Source organism: Vibrio chagasii (assembly GCF_024347355.1).
Taxonomy (GTDB): Bacteria; Pseudomonadota; Gammaproteobacteria; order Enterobacterales; family Vibrionaceae; genus Vibrio; species Vibrio chagasii.
In genome coordinates, this window is sequence record NZ_AP025466.1 from 1,197,151 (window position 1) to 1,219,571 (window position 22,421).

General features: G+C 44.3%; 20 protein-coding genes. 18 read left to right on the forward strand and 2 right to left on the reverse strand.

Translation table 11 applies throughout. The features are described 5' to 3' along the window. Positions 1 to 69: 69 nt before the first annotated feature. Positions 70 to 786: a YebC/PmpR family DNA-binding transcriptional regulator gene (locus OCV52_RS21075; RefSeq protein ID WP_004736950.1), complete on the forward strand. Its 717-nt coding sequence runs from the start codon at positions 70 to 72 to the stop codon at positions 784 to 786. A gap of 127 nt (positions 787 to 913) precedes the next feature. On the opposite strand, the gene OCV52_RS21080 is transcribed toward OCV52_RS21075, so the two are convergent. Continuing rightward, positions 914 to 1,144, reverse strand: coding sequence for a DUF2798 domain-containing protein (locus OCV52_RS21080; RefSeq protein WP_004736951.1), 231 nt, complete (start codon positions 1,142 to 1,144; stop codon positions 914 to 916). A gap of 84 nt (positions 1,145 to 1,228) precedes the next feature. On the opposite strand from OCV52_RS21080, the gene OCV52_RS21085 reads away from it, so the two are divergent. From OCV52_RS21085 to OCV52_RS21115, 7 genes are all read left to right on the forward strand, one after another. Continuing rightward, on the forward strand, positions 1,229 to 2,128 hold the full coding sequence (locus OCV52_RS21085) for a LysR family transcriptional regulator (RefSeq protein WP_137407972.1): 900 nt from the start codon (positions 1,229 to 1,231) through the stop codon (positions 2,126 to 2,128). Positions 2,129 to 2,144: 16 nt separating this feature from the next. Continuing rightward, the gene (locus tag OCV52_RS21090) at positions 2,145 to 3,020 is read left to right on the forward strand and encodes an NAD(P)-dependent oxidoreductase (protein WP_004736953.1); all 876 of its coding nucleotides are present in this window, start codon (positions 2,145 to 2,147) and stop codon (positions 3,018 to 3,020) included. Positions 3,021 to 3,186: 166 nt separating this feature from the next. Then, positions 3,187 to 3,759, forward strand: a complete 573-nt coding sequence (locus tag OCV52_RS21095; RefSeq protein WP_137407973.1) for a TetR/AcrR family transcriptional regulator — start codon at positions 3,187 to 3,189, stop codon at positions 3,757 to 3,759. 108 nt (positions 3,760 to 3,867) lie between these two features. Then, positions 3,868 to 4,788, forward strand: a complete 921-nt coding sequence (locus OCV52_RS21100; protein WP_096995464.1) for an IS5 family transposase — start codon at positions 3,868 to 3,870, stop codon at positions 4,786 to 4,788. Positions 4,789 to 5,391: 603 nt separating this feature from the next. Continuing rightward, on the forward strand, positions 5,392 to 6,162 hold the full coding sequence (locus OCV52_RS21105; RefSeq protein WP_010647221.1) for an SDR family NAD(P)-dependent oxidoreductase: 771 nt from the start codon (positions 5,392 to 5,394) through the stop codon (positions 6,160 to 6,162). 83 nt (positions 6,163 to 6,245) lie between these two features. Further along, entirely contained in the window at positions 6,246 to 6,791 is a 546-nt protein-coding gene (locus OCV52_RS21110; protein ID WP_032553968.1) for an OsmC family protein, read from the forward strand. Between the two features lie 278 nt (positions 6,792 to 7,069). Continuing rightward, positions 7,070 to 8,539 (forward strand): S41 family peptidase, encoded by a 1,470-nt coding sequence (locus OCV52_RS21115; RefSeq protein ID WP_137408273.1) that lies wholly within the window; start codon positions 7,070 to 7,072, stop codon positions 8,537 to 8,539. A gap of 201 nt (positions 8,540 to 8,740) precedes the next feature. On the opposite strand, the gene OCV52_RS21120 is transcribed toward OCV52_RS21115, so the two are convergent. Further along, entirely contained in the window at positions 8,741 to 9,514 is a 774-nt protein-coding gene (locus OCV52_RS21120; protein ID WP_137408274.1) for a hypothetical protein, read from the reverse strand. A 522-nt stretch (positions 9,515 to 10,036) separates the two neighbouring features. On the opposite strand from OCV52_RS21120, the gene OCV52_RS21125 reads away from it, so the two are divergent. The 10 genes from OCV52_RS21125 (at position 10,037) to secD (ending at position 22,419) form a co-directional block, all read left to right on the forward strand. Then, a complete protein-coding gene (locus OCV52_RS21125) occupies positions 10,037 to 10,711 on the forward strand; it encodes a hypothetical protein (RefSeq protein ID WP_137408275.1) in 675 nt (224 codons plus the stop codon). Positions 10,712 to 10,777: 66 nt separating this feature from the next. Beyond that, on the forward strand, positions 10,778 to 11,476 hold the full coding sequence (locus tag OCV52_RS21130; RefSeq protein ID WP_137408276.1) for an ABC transporter ATP-binding protein: 699 nt from the start codon (positions 10,778 to 10,780) through the stop codon (positions 11,474 to 11,476). Beyond that, complete coding sequence (locus OCV52_RS21135; protein ID WP_137408277.1) at positions 11,464 to 12,753, forward strand: ABC transporter permease; 1,290 nt, start codon at positions 11,464 to 11,466, stop codon at positions 12,751 to 12,753. The genes OCV52_RS21130 and OCV52_RS21135 overlap by 13 nt, the downstream gene beginning before the upstream one ends. Then, on the forward strand, positions 12,746 to 13,528 hold the full coding sequence (locus OCV52_RS21140) for an outer membrane lipoprotein-sorting protein (protein WP_137408278.1): 783 nt from the start codon (positions 12,746 to 12,748) through the stop codon (positions 13,526 to 13,528). The genes OCV52_RS21135 and OCV52_RS21140 overlap by 8 nt, the downstream gene beginning before the upstream one ends. A 9-nt stretch (positions 13,529 to 13,537) precedes the next feature. Next, entirely contained in the window at positions 13,538 to 14,830 is a 1,293-nt protein-coding gene (locus tag OCV52_RS21145) for a hypothetical protein (RefSeq protein ID WP_137408279.1), read from the forward strand. After that, positions 14,830 to 15,888: a sensor histidine kinase gene (locus tag OCV52_RS21150; RefSeq protein ID WP_137408280.1), complete on the forward strand. Its 1,059-nt coding sequence runs from the start codon at positions 14,830 to 14,832 to the stop codon at positions 15,886 to 15,888. Before OCV52_RS21145 ends, OCV52_RS21150 begins: the two co-directional genes overlap by 1 nt. A 49-nt stretch (positions 15,889 to 15,937) precedes the next feature. After that, the gene (locus OCV52_RS21155) at positions 15,938 to 16,786 is read left to right on the forward strand and encodes a LytR/AlgR family response regulator transcription factor (RefSeq protein ID WP_137408281.1); all 849 of its coding nucleotides are present in this window, start codon (positions 15,938 to 15,940) and stop codon (positions 16,784 to 16,786) included. Between the two features lie 176 nt (positions 16,787 to 16,962). Beyond that, positions 16,963 to 19,737, forward strand: a complete 2,775-nt coding sequence (locus OCV52_RS21160; RefSeq protein ID WP_137408282.1) for an insulinase family protein — start codon at positions 16,963 to 16,965, stop codon at positions 19,735 to 19,737. Between the two features lie 253 nt (positions 19,738 to 19,990). Then, positions 19,991 to 20,455, forward strand: coding sequence for a hypothetical protein (locus OCV52_RS21165; RefSeq protein WP_137408308.1), 465 nt, complete (start codon positions 19,991 to 19,993; stop codon positions 20,453 to 20,455). A gap of 164 nt (positions 20,456 to 20,619) precedes the next feature. Continuing rightward, the gene (secD, locus tag OCV52_RS21170; RefSeq protein WP_137408283.1) at positions 20,620 to 22,419 is read left to right on the forward strand and encodes a protein translocase subunit SecD; all 1,800 of its coding nucleotides are present in this window, start codon (positions 20,620 to 20,622) and stop codon (positions 22,417 to 22,419) included. Positions 22,420 to 22,421 lie beyond the last annotated feature (2 nt).

The window sequence follows — 22,421 nt, forward strand, 5'->3', positions numbered from 1 at the left end:
TGTAGAATTGAAATGACACAGTAATTTGCTAGAATTTGCCCCGTTAATTGAATCAGAGAGAAGATCCCGATGGGAAGAAGTTTTGAAGTGCGCAAAGCCTCAATGGCTAAAACTGCTGGCGCAAAAATTAAAGTTTATTCCAAATACGGTAAAGAAATTTACATGTGTGCGAAGAATGGTGGTTCAGATCCAGACATGAACCTTTCGCTAAAGCACCTTATTGCTAAAGCGAAGAAAGACCAAGTTCCTGCACACGTTATCGACAAAGCGATCGACAAAGCAAACGGCGGCGGTGGTGAAGACTACGCACCAGCTCGTTACGAAGGCTTTGGCCCAGGCGGCACAAGCGTAATCGTTGACTGTCTAACTGACAACGGCAACCGTACTTTCCAAGACGTTCGCCAATGTTTCGTTAAAACTGGCGCGAAAATCGGTGTTGAAGGTTCTGTTTCTCACATGTTCGCTCACCAAGCTGTATTCCAGTTCAAAGGTGAAGATGACGAGATCATCCTAGAAACACTAATGATGGACGACGTAGACGTAACAGATGTAGAGCTAGAAGATGGTGTAATCACTGTATTCGCTCCAACAACTGAATTCTTCAAAACGAAGACTGCACTAACTAACGCGTTCCCTGAGCTAGTTCTAGATGTTGAGGAAATTACTTTCGTTCCTCAAACTATGACGCCAGTAGCGGAAGAAGATTCTGAGAAGTTCCAGAAGTTCCTAGACCTTCTTGATGACTGTGATGACGTTCAGCAGGTTTACCACAACGCTGAGCTGTAATTTTTACAGTGACAATAGTTAATAAAAACCGAGCCTAGTGCTCGGTTTTTTTATCTTTTGAGTATTGATCAGCCTTGATCATCGTTCCGCATTTTTGCCAACAAAGAGCCCGTTGATACAGCACTGATTAGCAAAGCGTGCGTGGTCGACAAATCCACTCAGACAGCTTTCGAATCAAAGGGAGTACTGTAAGGTTCAGCACAATGGCACACGGCCAAGCAAGAAAGAAGCTTTGTAACCAGATTGGCGGCCACTCGTGGCTGAATCCCATTTTATAGCCAGAAATTAACCCAGACATGATGGTTGCCATGGTGAGTGAGGATAAAATCGCGGTTACCCAAAATTGTTTTTTGCTCATATATGTTTCTCCCGTGATTTTCTGTAACTGATGAGATAAGGTTACAACTATCCATTAATGAGAAAAATAGGCATAAATAGAAATATGAATTCCATATTCGGAAACATTGACGATCTATTCCTGTTTTGTACTGTGGTTGAAGAGGGCTCGTTGCTGTCGGCATCGAAGCGGCTTCAACTGCCTGTGTCGACCATGTCACGCCGGTTAACCGCTTTAGAAGAGCGTTTGAGCATCCGCTTGTTAGAAAAGAAGGGTAGGGAGCTGGTGGCGACGAAAGATGGCGAGGCGGCTTTTGCAGCGCTGAGTAGTGGCATGGAGTCTCTTCATCAAGGTTTTAGTAGCCTGCTTGAAGAACGTGATGCCATTCAAGGCAAGATTAAACTCGCAGTCCCTCATAATTTCTATAGTGGTTTTCTTCGCCCGACTGTCGAGCAATACCTTACTCAATATCCAAATGTGCAGCTCAATCTGATTTTGAGCCAGCAACAAGTGGTGCCTCAAACCGACCGTGATTTGTTGATCACGTTTCAGATTTCCGAAATGGAAGGCATGATCGCTCGACCATTGTTTAAAGCGAAACATGGTTTTTTTGCAAGCCAAACCTATTTAGAATCACGTGAGCCGATCGTTAAACCACAAGATCTCGAACATCAAGACTGGATTAACGTTGATGATGTGTTTGATATGCCGCTTTACAAAGCGGGTCACCTGGAACAGATGGTGACGATCAGGCCTAAGTTTATTGTGAACGATATTCGTGCGGTCGCGGCAGCAGCGCAGAAGGGGCTGGGTATCGCTTCGCTGCCTTTTCGTCATGTGGATCCGGAAATGAATCTGGTTCAAGTACTCCCTGAGTACCATCGGGGTGATCGTCAAGCGTATTTAGTGTACAAAGAAAGAAAATATCAGCCGAAGGCTTTAACTCTGCTTATTGAGGCGTTAATTAAAAGCGTTCAGTCGTTCCATAGCGACGAGCTGAGTTAAACAAAAGGAGAAAGAGATGAAAGTAAGTTTTATCGGGTTAGGTGTTATGGGTTTCCCAATGGCAGGACACCTAGTCAAAGCCGGTTTCGAGGTAACGGTATTTAACCGTACTCATAGCAAAGCATTGGACTGGGCTGGAAAGCACCAAGGTAGAACCGCTGAGAGCGTTGCTGAGTGTGTGGCAGAAGCCGATGTTGTGCTGGTTTGCGTGGGTAACGATGATGACGTACGCAGCATGACAACCAGTGAAACAGGTGCATTGGCCGCTATGAAGCCAAACGCGATTCTTGTTGACCACACCACAACGTCTGCAATCCTGTCTGAAGAGCTTGAAGTCGCTGCGAAGCAAGCTGGAGTTCGTTTTATGGATGCACCAGTGTCTGGTGGTCAAGCAGGTGCAGAGAACGGCGTGCTAACTATCATGTGTGGTGGTGAGCAACAGCTATTCAACGACCTTCAACCTGTGTTTGAAGCTTACGGTAAATCGTCAGTTCTGATGGGTAAAGTCGGCCAAGGCCAGCGCGCGAAAATGGTTAACCAGATCTGCATCGCAGGTGTGTTGAATGGCTTATCTGAAGGCTTAGTGCTTGCTGAGAAATCAGGTTTAGATATCCCAACTCTGGTTGATTGCCTCAAAAACGGCGCTGCTGGTTCGTGGCAGATGGAAAACCGCGCTACGACAATGGCGCAAGACAAGTTTGATTTCGGTTTCGCCATTGATTGGATGATCAAAGACTTAGGTTTCTGTTTAGATGAAGCTGAGCGCCAAGGCATTCAACTTCCATTGACGGAGAAGACCAACAACGCATACAAGGCTCTTTCTGCACAAGGTGAAGGCCGCATGGATACCTCTGTATTGATGAAAGCTGTGGTTGAAGAGACAAAGAAGTAGAAAGATAGAAACTTCGTTTAGATAATTAAAAATAGCCGCTAATCAGCGGCTATTTTTTTGCCCACCCACACTCGAACTTTGCACCTCCTGGAAAACCATACCTACTGATAGATAGGCAATCCCTGTGAATTATGCTATATTCACCTAAAATATAGGTGGAATTAATATGAAAGAACTTAATCCAACGGCAGAAAAGATCGTCGATTTAGCGGAAAGTTATATGCAAAGCCGAGGTTTTAATGGCTTCAGTTTTCGCGACATTCAAAATGAGCTTGGGATAAAGACTGCGAGTATCCATTATCATTTCAAAACGAAACAAGACCTGGCTCAAACGGTATTTGAACGTTACCTTGTTAATTACGAAGTAGCGTTAAAGCGGATCGAGAGTCAAGACATCTCTGCAGAAGGTAAAATTGAAGCATTAGCCGAAATTTTTGTTGATGTACGCGAGAACAACAAACTGTGTCTATGTGGTATGTATGCTTCTGACTTCTATTTTTTAGCGGATGGTTTGGAAAGCCTATTGTCTAAATTTGTTCAAATTAATGAAGACTTTATTCGTAAAAGCATAGAGCAGGGGATTGCGAGTGGACATTTCCGTTCTGGATTAGAAGCGACTCAAGCTGCGAGGCTAATTTTTGTCGCCTTAGAGGGGGGGATTTTACTGTCTCAATTCAAGGACACAGATTATATCCGTTCAGTGAAAGCCAGCTGTTTAAACATTCTGCAGGCGTCATAGTTTATCGCTCAGATTGATACGGCGCGGTAGGCTTTGTTGCGTAAATCGATGGAACCAAATCAAGAAGCTACGATCTGATCAGCTACACCTTTTAATCGTCGTAGCCTCATGCCTAAACCTCGTTACAAAACAACTAACTGGAAGCAGTACAATCAAGCCTTAACCAATCGTGGTTCTCTGACCTTTTGGATTGATGAGGAAGCGATAGCCGAGTGGAAGCAAAACAAACAAGGCAAGCGTGGTAGACCTCGCCGGTTCAGCGACTTAGCCATTACTACTGCATTGATGGTGAAACGCGTGTTCTCTATGCCATTGAGAGCGCTGCAAGGATTTCTAGACTCCGTATTTAAGCTGGCTAACATCCCACTTGTTTGCCCACACTACACCTGTATAAGCCGCCGAGCTAAGGAAGTTGAGGTTTCATTTAAACCCAAAACCAGAGGAGCAATACAACATCTGGCAATTGATGCCACTGGCCTCAAGGTTTATGGCGAAGGTGAATGGAAGGTCAAAAAGCATGGTACTGATGGGAAGCGCAGAGTCTGGCGTAAGCTACATTTAGCCGTTGATACTAGCAGTCACGAAATAGTCGCAGCAGAGCTGAGTTTATCTAACGTTACCGATGGCGAAGTGCTTCCCAACCTACTTAAGCAGACACGTCGTAAAATCATTGAGGTATCAGGTGATGGTGCTTATGACACAAGACATTGCCATGATGCAATACGTATAAAGCGAGCGGTTCCGCTAATCCCGCCACGCGAAGGGGCTGCCTTCTGGGAGCAAGGACACCCTCGCAATTTAGCAGTTGGTTGTCAGAAGCTTTATGGCTCCAACAATAAGTGGAAAAAGCGGTATGGCTATCACAAGCGGTCGCTATCAGAGACAGCAATGTATCGAGTGAAACAGTTGCTAGGTGGGAAATTAAGCCTGAGAAACTACAACGCTCAAGTTGGCGAGACTTACGCTATGATCAAAGCGCTGAATAAGCTTACGGGGTTAGGTATGCCTGAAACTCAGTATATTGTTTAAGAGTCAAGCACATGGGACAGGCATGTCTTCGCTCTGAATTAAGCAACAAAGCCCTTTACAATCTATTGCATAGCAAATGGTTTTATATGTGAAGTCATTCACATGTTAATTATGTTGCAAAGTTGACGGGATGTGGTGAAATGTTGATGATGCTCTGACTCTTCCAGGGTGTATCCACGGCATAGCAATGGGCTTTGTAGGAGACATTGTCATCGCGCTGTAGATATATTGGACGTAGTGCAACCCAAAAGAGGTTGTAGTTTTGAAAGCGAGGCTTAGCCCTCGCTTTTTTTATGTCTGCAAACTGTTCATTGGACAAAAATTCGTAATGGTTCTGACTCACTAAATGGTGTTGTAGACACTTTTTATGAGACGGATGCTTATTTTACAAAAATAATTCTATAACCTATGTTTATGATAAATATGGGTTTTTATTGAAAACAACTTTATCTATCTACTGGTAGGTAGATAAAGTTGTTGACGCGAAACCGATCCGATCTTAAAGTACACCCACTGACGAGGAGATGGTCTCTACTACTCCTCCATTTTTTTGAATAAGCAACCTATCTACTAGTAGGTAGTTTTTAAGTTAAGGATTTCATTATGTTTAATACATCTTCTATTGCACTAATTGTTGGCGGTTCTTCTGGTATGGGTAAAGCAACAGCAGAGCGACTGCTTAAGTCTGGTGTGCCTGTAATGATCCTCTCTCATGATAAACAGAATCTTGCTGAAGCAAAATTGGATCTGGAATCAACCACGAATGGTCATGTTGAAACTGCTCAGGTTGATTTATACGACCCTTCTGCTGTTCAAAGCTTTATTGAACAGTTAAATGCAGAAAAACGTCACATTGGCTACTTGGTGAACGCGGCTGGTTTCTTCAAACCGGTCGATTTCCTAGAGCATTCTGAGCAAGATTACGACCTTCAGTTAGATATGAACCGTGCTTTCTTCTTCATTACACAAGCTGTTGCGAAAAATATGAAACAGCACGGTGGTGGCGCAATTGTAAACATCGGTTCTATGTGGGCACACCAAGCAATTAAAGCAACGCCTTCTTCAGCTTACTCAATGCAGAAAGCGGCACTACATGCACTAACAAAAAACTTGGCCATTGAACTAGGTGACCACGGTGTACGTGTAAACGCAGTGGCTCCAGCAGTCGTGATGTCGACAATTTATAAGTCATTCATCGCTGAAGACGAGATTGAATCTGCACTACAAGGCTTTAACGATTTCCACCCAATCGGTCGAATTGGTTCTACAGACGATGTTGCTGATGCAATTGAATACCTACTATCGAATAAGTCTTCTTGGGTAACGGGTACGATTCTAAATGTCGATGGCGGCGTGATGGCGGGTCGAAACTAAATTACAAGTCGCCTTCCACGCGGTGTGGGAGGCACTACATGAATATTAATCACTATAAACAAGAAATAATTAAAGGATTTAACATGAGTAATGCACCATTAAATGGCCTTAACTTAGAAGACCTATCAGCTTATACGAAAGTTATTACTGATGATGCAACACAAGCGGTATCTGAATACGGCATTGTTGCTGAATGGAAAGGCGGTGTTCATAGCGAAATTCGCACGTTGAACCAAAAGGTAGGTGGAACAGAAATCGTTAAAGATTTTACTTTCGACGTGGGTGAACCAGAAGAGCTTCTTGGCAATAACGCATACCCTACGCCACAAGATTACCTGCTGGGTGGCATGGCTGGCTGTATGATGGTTGGTTTTGTTGCAGGCGCCAGTGCCCGCGGCATTCGTTTAGAGTCTGTAAAGCTGACCATCAAAGGGGCTTTGGATCTTCGTGGGTTCTTGAATGTATCTGAAGAAGCTCCGGTTGGCTTCGAAGAGATCCAATTTCAGTTTGAAGTTCAAGGTGATGGTACTCAAGCTGATTACGATGAAGTTATTGCTGGGGTCCAACAATTTTCTCCGAATTACCGAACAATCAGTGATGCCGTTAAAGTCTCAGCGATTGTGGCTTAATTAAACGATTTTATTTAATTAGCTAAAAATATAGAACCCTTTTTTAATTTATGCACTGCCAATGCTTTGAGCCTATATTTTAATATAGGCTCTTTTTTTATTCTTAATTCTCTAAATTAGGTGGGTTTAAATTAGATTTTTTTAAATTTGACAATGTTAATTTATTCTATTCTAATTAATGATGTAATAGACTCAGTTACATAAAACATACATATACCTACACTGCTTATTATCAAATTAATTTATCATTTTTAACTTCCGTATAGTGGAGTAATAAAATGAAACCTCTTAAATATGTGATGACACTTGCTTTAATTCAAGGCTCATTCGCATGTCATAGCGAACAAATTAAAAAAGACCAGACCCATGATATTAATGGGGTTTGGTTTAGCCAACGAGACGGCGAAATTAAAGTTATCGAAAATGAGACTACAAGAACGATACAAGTGGTTAATAACACTTGTTATGAAGTGTCTAACTCTCTGAGTTATGGTACAGAGTTGAGTTATGAGGCGATAAAACAGCATTCCATTCGTCAAGATAATCAATTGATTCTTAATATTCTTCGACCTAGACCTTTTACTTATACTTTAGTTAGTAATATCAATGATGTATGTACTGAAGGTCTTGGTCACTCTATGTTTCGCGATGGTTATTTTGATTTTGATGCTCAATCGATGTTCGATATATATTGGCAAGATATGAACAACCACTATGCCTTTTTTGATGAACGTAACATTGACTGGGATGAGGTTTATGAAAAATATCATGATGACTTATACGGTGCAGACGACGAGCAGCTAATTAATGTATTCGATGAAATACTTCGTCACTTAAAGGATGATCATAGTTCTATTTCTATCCCTTCAAAAGAGCTGCAGATATGGTATAGCAATAAAGCCACCTTGGAACAAAAATTGGAGTTGGAAGCTGACCAGTTAAATATTCCTGAATCCGAAAAAGAAAGCTACATAACCAGTCAGAAGGATAAAATCACGCTCAATATCATGAAGTATTTGTTTGAACATGAACAGGAAGGTTTTAAAAAACGAGCTTCTCTTGAGAGCAAGGAACATCGTCTTAACTGGGGCATCATTGATAATAAAGGCATACCGACTGGATACTTAAGAATTGGCGACTTCATGAGCTATATCGATGAAGGTTTAATAACAGAAACGCCTAGACTAAACACAGATAAAGCTCATCGTCAGTTTGAAGAATTAGTGACTAAAGTTTTAACGCAGCTAAATGATACCCAGTCGTTGATTATCGATATCCGTGAAAATGAGGGTGGGCTTGATATGCAAGGTCTATGGTTATTGCAGCATTTGATTGAAGAGCAGCAGTTAGCTTGGCATGTTAGCTCTTACTTCAAAGGTGAATTCAGCCATGATGTTGATGTCATGATGACCCCAAGCGATGGTATTTCATATACAAAACCGATTGTACTTTTGACCTCTTTTGGAACGGTCAGTGCAGCAGAGACATTCGCATCGGCAATGAAGACGCTCCCTCACGTGACCATCGTTGGTGAATCAACATCAGGCGCCACCTCAGATGCATTTGGCAGAATGCTTCCCAATGGCTGGGAGTATTCATTAAGTAATTTATATTATAAGAATCGCGACCTTAAAAACCATGAAGTTACAGGGGTGCAGCCAGAGCACGTGGTTAGAAACTTTGTGTTAGAAGATCGTCAGCAAGGCCGAGATGCAGCACTTGAAAAAGCATTGTCATTACTTTATTAAGCCTAACGAGTGCCTAGTTAGAGTGTCACTTGGATAACGAAAAATAGCCGCTGATTAGCGGCTATTTTTGTGTGGCTTGTATAAATCAAGACAAGCCTATCGATGGTTATGTGTACCTGATTAGTTAGGTACACATAATGCTTGTAATCAGGTTTGAGCTAGAGACTAATCTAGGTTAACACGCTCAAATTTGACAGTGTGTCAACCGGTGTTTTGACTTGATTCTGTTGCGTAATACAGAGATACCTTACCATTTGAATGAAGGTAGAATTCTTCACCTGTATTCACTTGAAGCGTCGAATTTTCAGAATTTCGAGAATCAATGTAGTTGATCGATACTGCGGTGATAGCATTTCCGTTTTCATCGGTTGCGCTTCCCGTCGCCGAAACTCGATACGTCGTATCCGCATCAATAAAATGTGATAGAGGCTGAGCGTTGCCTGCAAGAATATTGTGATCAGACGCGCTAACAGCGACACCTTCTTGAACAGGTAAACCACAGAATTCTGCTGTTACTTTGATTACTTCGATGGTTTCATTTGAACCTGTACGGCCTAACCCAAGATTCAGTTTTCCGTCAACTAAACGTGAAAAATAACGGTCATTGTTTAGATGCGTGTTAAGTTCAATTCTACCAGCGTTATTCGAGTTGCCGTTTGATCCACTCTCTCCCTCAAGGATACCTGAAATCGACATTGCTTCTGTAGTGCGGTTAGCTAAAAGAACCTTAACTGAAAAGTCTCGTGGATTTTCAATCTTGTCGTAGCCGAAATCAAAATCAAACTTTTCGATTTCACCCCATGTACTGGTGTTGTAATCAATGAAGAGTGGTTTATCTGGCTCGATGATACTTTCTAGCCATTGAGAGCCATCGGTTTCTCCCGTGTAGCAGCCGCTGCTGGCCATTGACTGCGCTGATGTCATGAATAATGCACTGGTGATAGCTGTGATAACCGATTTGTTAAGTAAGTTCATTTTGTTCTCATTGAATTGTTATAAGACTAGCCATTGTTTAGAACGACCGACGTACGCGAATTATAGCTATCAAAGCATTGATTAATTGACCTGATGGTTTTTTGTTCTTTTAAATCAGTGGCTTGTGACGAGCTATTTCGGGTTGTGCACTGTATTAATACACAGTGTGAAATCAAGCCCTTATAGTGGTAAATGTTATGGGGTTATGCATTGGTTGTGTGAATTCATTATGTTGTGTTTAAATTATGTACTAATGTTGCTTGAGTCGTTCTAATTAGCTTTATAAAGGGCTAAATTATTTGGGTTAATTGAAATGGCCAGTTAACAAACAGTGCAGCATGATGGTGACTAAACTTGAATCTTTCTTTGCAGAGAAGGGTAATTACTCCCACCTCTAACTTCCCCACTCACGCCTTCACTCAACCATTCACTCCGCATTATTGCCATTCGTCGCATTGATAAAACGGCATGACAGTTTGTGGTTAACCTTTCAAAGTCAAAATTTGAAAGGGATTACACATCATGACGGTTTCAAACACTTCAAACTCATTTACTGCTCTGTTTCGTCGTTCACTTTTAATTGGGTTAGCTTTAATCGCTCCTACTCTGGCGCTAGCTAATCCAAGTTCATACGTGCTTGATATTTACAATCAAGCCGCGCAAGGCAATGAAGACCTGGTCGAGGTGGCCTATGAACGCCTCAATGACACGCTGCAACAAGACGGTGCGACGCCGCTGACTTTGGTTTACCTAGGCAGCACAGAAACCTTAATGGGTCGTGATGCACTCTTGCCTTGGAACAAAATGAAGTATGTCGAGAAGGGCTTATCGACCATAGATAAATCACTGGTGTTGCTGAAAGACGAAGACCAACCCATTCATGAACAACCTCGTGTTCAAGGATTACCAGATTCTTACCTGACTCGCGCCATGGCCGCGGTGACTTACACTTCTCTACCTGGCATGTTTAACCACTTTGATCGCGGTTATGACTTGTTCCTCTCGCTACTCGCGGAAGATGAATTTCAACAACAGCACTTCTCCGCAACCTCATGGATTTATCGCTACGCAATTACTGCATCGATTCGTGCTGAAGACCTAACGCAAGCACAGGCGTGGTTAAAACAAATGGAAATGGCCGATGCCGATAACATCGAAACGATGACTGCTAAGGCCCTAATAGCGAAAGCTAAGTAATAGTTGCGAAAGTGAAATAAAGGGCATGGAAGCTGAATAGTTGGCGAGTAATAAGAGGAAAACGGAATGATTGAATTTAAAGGTATCGGTAAGTCGTATCTCACGGGTGGACAAAGTGTCGATGCTCTCAAGGGAGTCGATGGTCAGATAAAACGTGGTGAAATGGTGGCACTGTGCGGCCCTTCTGGATCAGGGAAAAGTACGCTTTTGAACATCCTAGGTTTGTTGGATATGGACTATCGAGGTGAGATAAATATTGATGGCAAAGCGTATCCAACAGAGCAGATTGCTGCTGCGCGTTTTCGCCGCCAGTCATTGGGTTTTGTGTTTCAGCGCTTCAACCTTGTTCCGGTGATGACAGCACTTGAGAACGTCGCATATCCGTTGATGCTGAACCAATGTTCAAAGCAAGAACAGCAGATCAGAGCCCAAGATATGTTAGATCGTGTTGGGCTAGGGGGTTATATCCGTCACCGTCCAGACAACCTTTCAGGTGGTCAGCAGCAACGTGTAGCGATAGCCAGAGCATTGGTCCACAACCCAAGTTTAGTGATTGCTGATGAGCCTACTGCCAGCTTAGACAGCCACACAGCCAATCTGGTGATCGACATTATGAAAGAGCTCGGTCACGAGATGGGCACCACCTTTATCGTCGCAACGCATGACCCAAGAATGGCGCAGCGTTGTAATCGAGTGATTGAACTTATCGACGGCCAACTGGCGCCACAAGCTGAAGCAATGGAGGTTATCTCATGGGCAAGTTAACGCAAGGCTTTAGCTCCGTTTTACTTCCAACTTCGGTGCGTTTGGCGTGGCTTAATTTATTGAGAAATAGTCGACGCAGCTTGCTTTCTGTGTTGATCATCGCGATTGCGGTGTTTGCACTGACTAGTGCGGGCGGTTATGGGCTTTACACCTACGAATCCTTGAGGGAATCAACCGCGCGCGATACTGGTCATCTTACTTTGAGTACGCCGGGCTATTTTGAACAAGACGAAGACATGCCGCTGAGCAATGGTTTAGATAATGTTCAAGCGCTCACCAAGAGCATTATTGGCGAAAGTGATGTGCGTGGTGTGCAGCCACGAGTTTACTTTAGTGGTTTGGTGTCTAACGGAAGCAAGTCGACCATCTTTATGGGAACAGGCGTTAATGAGCGCGAGTTCGACATGAAAGGACCTTTCCTTGACGTGCGCAGCGGTCAAACCCTCTCGGATGTGAAATCACCAAGATACGACAGCCAAGAGCCACAAGTGATGCTCGGAACCGACCTTGCTCGTAACCTTAAAGTGGCCGTTGGTGATTGGGTCACATTGCTTGCGACCACCAGTGATGGCGCATTGAATGCCTTTGATTTTAAGGTGCAGGGTATCTACTCGACTGGTGTGCCTGAGTTGGACAAACGTCAGTTGTACGTACACATCACCACCGCCCAAGAGCTTTTAGCGTCGGATAAAGTCAGCACCTTATCGGTATTCCTTTTTGAAACCAAAAAGACTTCTACGGTTCAACAACGCATCCAATTGGCTTTGGACAAGCAAGTTGGTCAACAGGGCTCAGATATTGAGATCACCCCATGGCAAGCTCGCGCGTTTTTCTACACCAAGGTTAAAGACCTTTACGACCGTATCTTCGGCATCATGGGCGCAGTGATGGCATTGGTGGTGTTTGTGTCTCTGTTCAACACCATGACCATGTCGGTGACAGAACGCACTCGTGAAATCGGCACCTTATCGGCACTCGGCAGTTACCCATCAGAAATCGTGGCGGGTTTTCTAAAAGAGGCGGGCTTACTGGCGGTGATTGGCAGTGCGATCGGCGCACTAGTGAGTGGTTTAGTGTCGGTGTTATTGCTGGTGATTGATGTGCAAATGCCACCACCTCCGGGTCGAACCGAAGGTTACCCACTCAATATTTATTTCTCATTGGAATTGGTTGGTTACGCTACTTTGGGTGTGCTGACGATCTGTTTGCTGGCTGCTTATTTCTCTGCTCGCAAAGGCGTAAATAAGCCAATCACGGAGGCGCTGGTTTATGTATAAATTTACTCGTTCACTCACTGTTTTAGATTCTGCGTTGGCCTTGGCTCTAGTATCAGCACCAAGCTGGGCTATCGATTCACAGCAAGTTACCGAGATGATTGCTAAGGCAGACAGCTACCGTTTGAACAGCGAACAGGCGTCGAAAGTGGTGTCTCTGGTCACGCTATATCAAGACGAGCAACTAGACAAAACCCGCGAATACAACGTCTACACAAGACCAAACCGAGAGTCGCTGGTTGTGTTCAAGTCGGCGGTCGAGGCGAGTCAAAAGATGCTGATGATAGAGGACAACTATTGGTTACTGATGCCGAAATCTCGCCGTCCAATTCGTATCACCCCGATGCAAAAATTGCTTGGTGAAGCTTCGGTTGGTGATATCTCAACGCTGACTTGGAGCGAAGACTACCAAGGCGAGTGGGTTGCTGAACAATCGGTTGAGATGCCAAGTGGTGATCAGTTTGATACCCATCACTTAAAACTTACCGCAAAAACTAAGGGCGCGAGTTATCAATCCATAGATCTGTGGTTAACGGCAGACCGAGCGTTTCCTGTTAAAGCGGATCTGTATCTGCGTTCAGGTAAGTTAGCCAAGCAAGCTTGGTTTACTGAAGGCGTGCGAGATGGCTTGCCAAGTGTAGTTTCGATGACTTTGCTCGATAAGATTCAACCAAGTAAGAAAACCGTGATTGAGTACCGCGAGGTAAGCGAACAAGCTTTAGCGGACAAATACTACAACCCTGCTTACTTATCACGTAATAGTGTGTCTGGGCTTTAGGTGGCTGGAATGAAAGTTCTCAATCGCAAGTTTCACATCAAGTATTCAGCCGTTACTTTGCTTGCTTTGTCTTGTGTGAGTAACACGATTCAAGCGGACGCTCTGAACCTAGCCTGGGACTGGCAACTGAGTGCTGAGGCCGTTGAATCGAGAGAGTCGCCATTTAACCCTTTCGTATCTGACAATCGCCAGTCACTCAATGGTTTGTTGGATCTTGAGGTTGGATATGGCAATTGGCTTGGCTTGTTTGCAATGAAAGCCAACGACATTTTGAGCAATGACCCACAGGGGAATGAGGCAAGCTTTGAATCGGAATTCATTGTGCGCGAGCTATTTTGGCAAGGTGGTGTTGAACTGTCTAATTCAGCGTTCGGTGAGCACTACCTTGATGTCACGCTCGGAAAGGTTCGCCTAGATTGGGGCGTTGGTTATGGCTACCGACCTTTAGACATCATCAAGCCTTACCGACAAAACCCTGTTGGCATTGTCGCAGAAGAGGGCGCAGGTGTGGCTTCAGCGTCACTGTTCGATATGACGGGCGAATGGACACTGATTTACAGCGATTCATCATGGACTTCCCAAGATGTGAATCAATTCGAAAAGCAGAATCAGCAACAAGGGGTTGGCTTACGTCGTTACAATTTAGTAGGCGATCACGAATATCAATGGGTCGCTTATTACGACGATGTACGCCACGGCTTGCTTGGAGCGAGTTTGGTGTCGGTATTGAACCTCGCATGGGAGTTTCACGGTTCGATGGTTTATCAGCGACAAAGTTTGGGTTACAGCCAGCCCAATTCACTGCTTGAACCGGTTTATCGAGAAGAGCAGGGCGAGGCTTACCAAGCCTTACTCGGACTAACATGGGCCAATGAGGCGGGCCACAATGTGGTACTGGAATACTGGTTTGATAGCCGCGCTTGGAGTGATTCTGAGTGGCAAAGCGCTTTAGATAATGCTGAGTCTTTATCTCTTAATCCCATGACGACATCGTTGGCGGGCTCTTACGCTCAAGGTTATCAACACGCTAATTTGGTTCAACACAATCTCATGTTTCACTGGTCTTTGGACTCGACACATGGCTGGCTTGAAGATATCACGCCAACATTTGATGTCATGCTGTCTCCACAAGACGGTGGCTTTATTGCTACGCAGTGGCTCAATTATCAGGCTTTCGATAATGGTGATTCATCGTTGGAATTGGAACTTGCTGCACGCTTTCTAGGCGGTAAAAGTGATTCTGCTTACGCCAACTTACCGGATAGTCATATGATTCTTTTAAATATCAAAGGACGATTTTAATGGACACTTCTTCAAACAGTCGGTTTGCATGGATTAAAAGCTTTGCGTTCACTACGCTATTTTGCGTTCTTATTGCAATTACAACCAATACGATTTGGGGAGGCGGGTTTACGCTCAACTTGGCCATCAGCTTCGGCTTTGGCTACAGCGCGGTGGGTTCTTCGTTTGTTTTGGTTAAGTGGTTTAAACGAGAATCTCGCGTCTTTGAAGTTGGCGTTTCGATGCTCATTGCTATGGTGGTGGGTACCTTGAATGCACACTATTGGTTGAACGGCTTTTTCGGCTCTAACCTTTCCGATCTTAAATCCGTGATACTGCTTGGTGTGATCTTCTGTTCCGTTTGTTATTACTACTTGTACACAAGAGAGCAGCAGCTACGAGCCGATAATGAATTAGAGGTGGCGAAGCGTCGCCAAGCTGATCAAGAAAAGGTCGTGGTATTAAGCCAGCTTAAACAGTTGCAAAGCCAAATTGAGCCGCACTTCTTGTTCAACACTCTTGCGACCATCAATGTATTGATTGAGAGTGACAGCGCCAAAGCTAAGTTGATGCTTGAAAAGCTGACTGACTTGTTACGTGTGACCCTGAAGAACAGTCTTACTGAGCAATCGACCATCGCTCAAGAGGTCGATCTGCTAGACGCTTATCTCAACATCCAGAAGATACGATTAGATGAGCGTTTGACGTTCTCGATTGAAACCAACGACATCAGCGAGCAGCAAGTGATTCCGCCTTTCTTGATTCAACCTTTGGTTGAGAATGCGTTAACACACGGAATTGAACCTAAGGCTACTGGTGGTGAAGTCAATATCCGAATTGTTCAGCAAGACGACCAGATGAAAATTGAAGTATCAGACAGTGGCGTGGGGCTGACAGCACCGTCTATTGCTGCTGGCCATGGTGTTGGATTGAGTAATATTCGTCAGCGTATTGATACCCTATACGGAGATAAGGCGAGCCTGACGATCACAGAGCGAGCGACTGGCGGCGTGGTGTCAACTATCTTGTTGCCGCTCATCAGCGAAACTAGCTCCGAGAATGCAGTTTTGAAACTCTAAGTACTGTTAAAAAACAGACGATTTACAGTGTGAATTTAAAGGAAGAATAATGATCAACTCAGGAGTAAAGCCCAGCGTGACGGCAATTATTGCAGACGATGAAGCGCTGTTAAGACATCACTTGGATAAGAGTCTTGCTGAGGTTTGGCCTGAGCTAGAGATTATCAGCAAGGCCAAAAATGGGACAGAGGCTATGCAGAGCATTCAGCAGCTACAACCTGATGTCGCCTTTCTTGATATTCGCATGCCAGAGCTTGATGGCATTTCGTTAGCCAAGCAATTGAACAAGCTTGCATCACCGCCGCTGGTGGTCTTTGTTACGGCTTACGACGAGTATGCAGTTAAAGCTTTTGAGCACAATGCGATAGATTACCTACTCAAGCCAATCAATGAAGAGCGCCTGCTTGCTACCTGTCAGAAGGTTCAAGCGCGCTTATCAAGTAATCAAACACAGTCCGGTCACATGCCAGAACAACCCGATATTGCTGCACTCATGAGTCAACTTCAGCAACTGTCACAGTCGGCATCACAGCAAACGCAGCCTCCTTATTTGTCGCAGAAAAAGTATCTCACGTGGCTCAAAGCCAGTGTTGGCGAAGACATTCACCTGATCGCCGTTGATGATGTGGCGTATTTCAAAGCAGAAGATAAGTACGTATCGATATTTAAGAAAGTGCAGGGTGGGCTTTTAGAGGAGTTTATTCTTCGTGTATCTCTAAAAGAGTTACTCGCTCAACTTAATCCGGATGAGTTTTGGCAGATTCATCGCTCAGTGGTGGTGAAAGTGTCGGCTATTGATAAGGTCAAAAAAGGACTATCCGGTCAGATGTCTGCGTATGTATCCGGTGACAAGTTGCCAATCAGCCGTGCCTCACAAGCTTTGTTTAAAGGAATGTAGTCTGCTTTTCTTCCCCTTACTCCTGAACTTCTAGTTGAATATGGCTGACTTTACATGTGTTATTGTAATTTATAAGATGACGATCTAGATCACAACTATACTCATTTGGTTCAATATTAAATAATAATCATTAACTCAATCTGTATATTGTCAGTGAATGACATTAAGAGGTTGTTATGAAGACATATTATTTAGCGACGGCAATATGCTTTGCCCTGGTTGGTTGCAGTTCTACATCAAAAACCAATGAAACTTTAATTCAACCAGATCCTGCCTGGACATCTGCTCAACTGGATAATGGTTTTACCTACCATGTTTATCCTGATCATGAAGCATCGGTATCTGTGCGTTTAGTTGTGCACGCGGGCTCCATTCAAGAAACACCTCAACAAGAAGGCTATGCTCACTTTGTCGAGCACATGGCATTTAATGGCAGCAAGAACTTCTCTCAAAACGATGTGATTCGTCTATTTGAAGAAGCTGGCTCCAGCTTTGGTGCGGACATCAATGCCTATACTTCCTATGAAGATACGGTGTATGAATTAGATTTGCCAGATAACCTCCAATTAGAGCAAGCATTGACTTGGATGCGTGACGTTGGCGATGGCCTCGATCTCTCTAGTTCGGAAGTTGAAAAAGAAAAGGGAGTGATTCTTGGTGAGTTTCGTATAGCTCGTCTCGATGATAAGTCGTTCCCTGAGAAATATGTTGATTACCTTTTCGAAGGCAGCCCTTATGAATCGCAAGATGCGCTAGGAACTAAAGCTTCGGTTATGGCTGCCACGTCGGAAGGGCTTACCGACTTTTACCAAACTTGGTATCAACCTCAAATCGTTGAGCTAGTGGTTTCTGGTGATGTGGACCTTAAAACAGTGATCCCAATGATTGAAGAGAAATTTTCGAGCTGGGAGCGCGGTAAAACGTCAAAGCCACAAAAGCAGAATACGACTTCGTTCAATGAAGGTGACTACATTGAATATGCTGGCAGAGAAGCTCCGAGTATTTCTTTGACGTTTAACCGAGGTTTAAACACTGTTGAAACCCACGCTCAACAACATCAGCGTTGGTTGGATGAAACCACTCAGATTCTTATTCAACAGCGTTTAGAGGCAGACTTTAATGATGCAGCGCTACCGACGCAATGGATAACGTCAGATAACATCAGGTTGGGTGCTCTGCTTTATTCATCGACAAGTGTTGGCTTCCCAGCAGGCAGCCGTGATGCGGTTCAGAAAGCGTTGGTTTCTACTTTAACGTCGTTACGTGATTACGGTGTTTCTGAAGGAGAAATTGCGAGTGAGCTCCATTATTATCAAGACTCACTGGATGATATTGAGCACGACTGGGATAAAAGGGACAGTGTGGATCACGTGAACGATAAAGTGAACGCATTATTGTCTGGCGATATTGTCCAATCTCAAAAAGACTATCAGGCCAGCATGGAAGCCTTTCTTGCTAATTTAAGCCTTGAAGCGATTAATAAAAATATCAAAGAAGTCCTTTCGAGTGATTACTTTTTGATTGTCGGCATGGATGACAATGAGGATCGCACAGCGGTTCTGGCTTCTCTCGATGGATTAAAAGCTTCTTATAGTCAGCAGGGTACACAGACATTCGTAACGGCAACAGCCAGTGCATTTGCTTCGCCTGCCGTACCCGGTGAGGTTGAATTGGTAGAGCAAATGTACGCCGATCCAAATATTCAAAAGTGGACTTTAAGTAATGGTATCGACATGTGGTACCTACGTGATTCATACGCGAAAGACGATGTTGGAATAATGTACGTGAGTCTTGGCGGTAAAGCGGCGTTGGATCCGGATTTATACGCAGCTGCAAATGTGACATTACCTGTTATTGCTCGAAGTGGTGCTGGTGACTTTACGGGATCTGAGCTGAAAGCCTACTTTGATCGTGAAGGGATTTTAGTCGATTCTTTTATTTCTTCGACGCGACATGGCATTGAGTTTAATATCGAAAAAGATGGGATGAGTGACGCGTTTGCTGCGCTATATACCTTCATTGTGTCTCCTAAAGTGAATTCTGATCAGTTTGAAGCTGTGAAGCAAGAGCTAGTGCAAGATAAAGAGTCCTTCCTAAGTACGCCTGTTGGTCAATTTGAACAAGCGATCAATCAAAATATTTATCGCTCGGGAAGCCGCTATCTATTCGTAAATAAAGAGCGTGTTAAAGCGGTTTCTGTTGAAGATGTCCGTGCTGTTCATCAACAATTATTTGGTCAACTAAGACACAACCAGTTGGTGGTCGTTGGTGATATCGACCCAAGTGAGTTGAAACCTCTAGTTCGTAAGTACTTAGCTTCAATTCCATTGCAAGCGGGGACGGTGCCAGACTTCAAAGTGGAGTACAAGCAACCAACGAAACCACGTATTGATGTCGCGATCAACAACGTAAATAGTGCGGAATATATCTTACGAGTGATTCCAGAGCCGACGACGATAGAAAGTGGAGGCTGGACTGCAAAAGATGTCTTCATGGAAGACTTATTGCAACGTTTAGTCGCATCTCGTTTAGACTCTTATGTTCGTGAAGAGTTGAGTTTAGATTATTCACCTTATGCTTATGCGGCTTCGAATGATGGTGAACCGACTCATGAGTGGGTAATCGGAGCAATGATCGCGCCGGAGAACGTAGATACTGTTGAAATGGCGATTGATAGAGTGATCTCAGACCTCCTACAAGGTATTTCTGAAGACGAACTGCATTCGATAGTAAAACAGTTTGAATCTGACTTCGTGCCACTAGAGGCAAGCTCTATCGATCAGGCGTGGTTTGTGTCTCGTTATCTATTGTATGGGTATGGAGTGGAAGCTTTGGCTGATGTTGACCGAGTCGCTAAATCAATATCGGTTGAAGACATGAATGCTCTGCTCCATCACCTATTTGGCGAGAATAGCCGTAAGGTTAAGAACATCATGCGTCCTGAAGCTTAATCGCTTTGATACTGTGTAATAGCTATAAAACGTCATAACAATCAGCGTTGGACGCATACGTAATGGAAAGCCAAGCCTAGTTGCTTGGCTTTTTCTTTTTTTAGAACCATTGAAGCTTAATCGGTTGCATTGAATCATTTTCTAAAAAAATGTTTTAAATCAAGACAGCGTTTCATTTGTGTTGTAGATTGGCGATCTACGAGAATGTTGTTTGGATATTAGATTGCTTAAACTGGGTACCCGATTAGTCTTAATGTTGTTTTTACTGAGCTTTGGCTTAGTGAACTCTAACGGCTATTCGTTTCCTTCTAAGCCGTTTCAAATCGAGACTGCTCAACAGCAATCTTTCGCGCAAAAACAGTGTCAGAACGCTGCCATTGATGACCCATCGGCCTATTTGGAGTGCGATAAAGTTCAAGTAGGCGCTTCGTCAGTGGGTGACAGCTCCAACTATCACGATACTGAATCTAGCCTTCAAGCGACGACTTACCGACGTATGTCAACCAATGAGCAAGAAAGCGCGCCCGACCTTGAGCCTGCTTATCACTTGCTGATTGACTTCTCTCCCCCTTCTTTACTGGCTTCGCTGTTAGCGACAACCCCGATGTTGGACCTCAAACAGCACTGGACCAGTATTGTCAGCTCTCCGCCTTCCCGTTTGTCGGGGTGGAAAGAGGGCAACATCCAATATTCACATTTCCGAGAACTTATTAGCTAATCGTTTGCCCCTGATTGGTCGCATCGACGATCCCTTGTGTCCGTTGTTCTATCCAATCCTCAAAACAATTCGCGAATGCACTCTGCTGTCGTTTAATCAGTTTGGTCTGGTTGGCGTCAGTTTCGTACCTGTTCGCAACATATTAGCTTAAGAAATAAGAGATCTTGACTGTGAAAAAACGCATTCCAAGAAAACAAATCAACCACTACTCGAAGTGGAAATACGTGGTACTTATCACCACCATTATCATCATGGTTCTGAGCGCTTTACCGTCTTGGTATGGCGAAGATGCTTCGGTTCAAATTAACAATCGCTCTGAACAAACCATCGACGCGACGCAGGTGACTCAATACCTTGCGAGCGAAGGCATCCAAGCTAAATCGGCTTATCAGAAAGACAAGCGTTTAGTGGTGATCTTAGAAGATGCCGAGCAGCAAGCAAAAGCCAAAGAAGTACTGAATGAGCGTCTGCTTGATACTGCAACCGTCGCGTTAGCAATGGAGCCAGCAGCACCAAAATGGCTGACTGACATGGGCTTTGCACCTATTCAGCTAGGCCTTGACCTACGTGGTGGTGTGCAGTTCTTACTCGAAGTAGACATGGAACCGGTTTACCACGCGCAAGCGCAAGCCATAGCTGATGAAATCACCAGCCAAGTGCGTTATGCCCGCGGTAAAGTGGTAAACGACAAAGTGGAATTTAACTTCCGTACCGATGCGGATTTTGAAAAGGCGCAGAAGCTGATTCGTGAAGAGTTCCCGCAATGGCTACGTGACAGCTCAGACAAAAAGCTGACTCTGACGCAATCAGAAGATGAACAACGTACGCTTCGCAACCTAACGGTTCAACAAAACCTACAAATCATGCGTAGCCGTATTGAGGAGCTAGGTATCACCGAAGCTTCAATTCAGCGCCAAGGTGAAAGCCGTATCCGTATCGAATTACCGGGTGTACAAGATCCCGCAGCTGCAAAAGACGTGATTGGTGCCACTGCATCATTGGCGTTCTACTCGGTTTACGACAACCCAACACGCAACACTCAAACGCTGAAAGATACCGATGGCAACCGTGTGGTTGTTGCTCGCAAAGCAGTACTAAGTGGTGAACATATTATTGATGCACGTAGTGGCATTGGTGAAATGGGCAGCGCAGAAGTAAACATCACCCTAGATTCTGCGGGTGGTAAGAAAATGTCTGAGTTCTCTCGTCATAATATCGGTAAGCCGATGGCGACAGTGTACAGTGAGTACAGCCGCGACAGAGCCGGTAATAGCGAGAAAACCAGTGAAGTGATCAGCGTTGCGAACATCCAATCTCAATTGGGTAGCCGCTTCAGAATTACAGGTGCAGGCAGCATGGCTGAAGCGCAAGAGCTTGCTCTATTGCTTCGTGCAGGTTCACTAACAGCGCCAGTCACTATCATTGAAGAGCGTACCATTGGTCCATCTTTGGGCGCAGAAAACGTGACTAACGGTTTTGCTGCACTGGCGCTTGGCCTTGGTCTTACTCTAACGTTCATGGCGCTATGGTATCGCCGTCTTGGTTGGGTCGCGAATGGTGCGCTTATCGTTAACATGGTAACGCTGTTTGGTCTGATCGCATTGCTACCGGGTGCGGTATTAACACTGCCGGGTATTGCTGGCTTGGTATTAACCGTTGGTATGGCGGTGGATACTAACGTACTTATCTTCGAACGTATTCGAGACAAAATGAAAGAAGGACGCAGCTTTGCTAGCTCCATCGATCGTGGTTTCGATAGCGCGTTCTCGTCTATCTTCGATGCTAACTTCACCACCATGATTGTAGCTGTCGCTCTTTACACCATTGGTAACGGACCAATTCAAGGCTTTGCTTTGACACTGGGCTTGGGTCTTCTAACCAGTATGTTTACGGGCATTTTTGCTTCACGAGCGATCATCAATTTGGTTTGGGGGCGTGACCAACGCCACGATGTAAGGATTTAAGC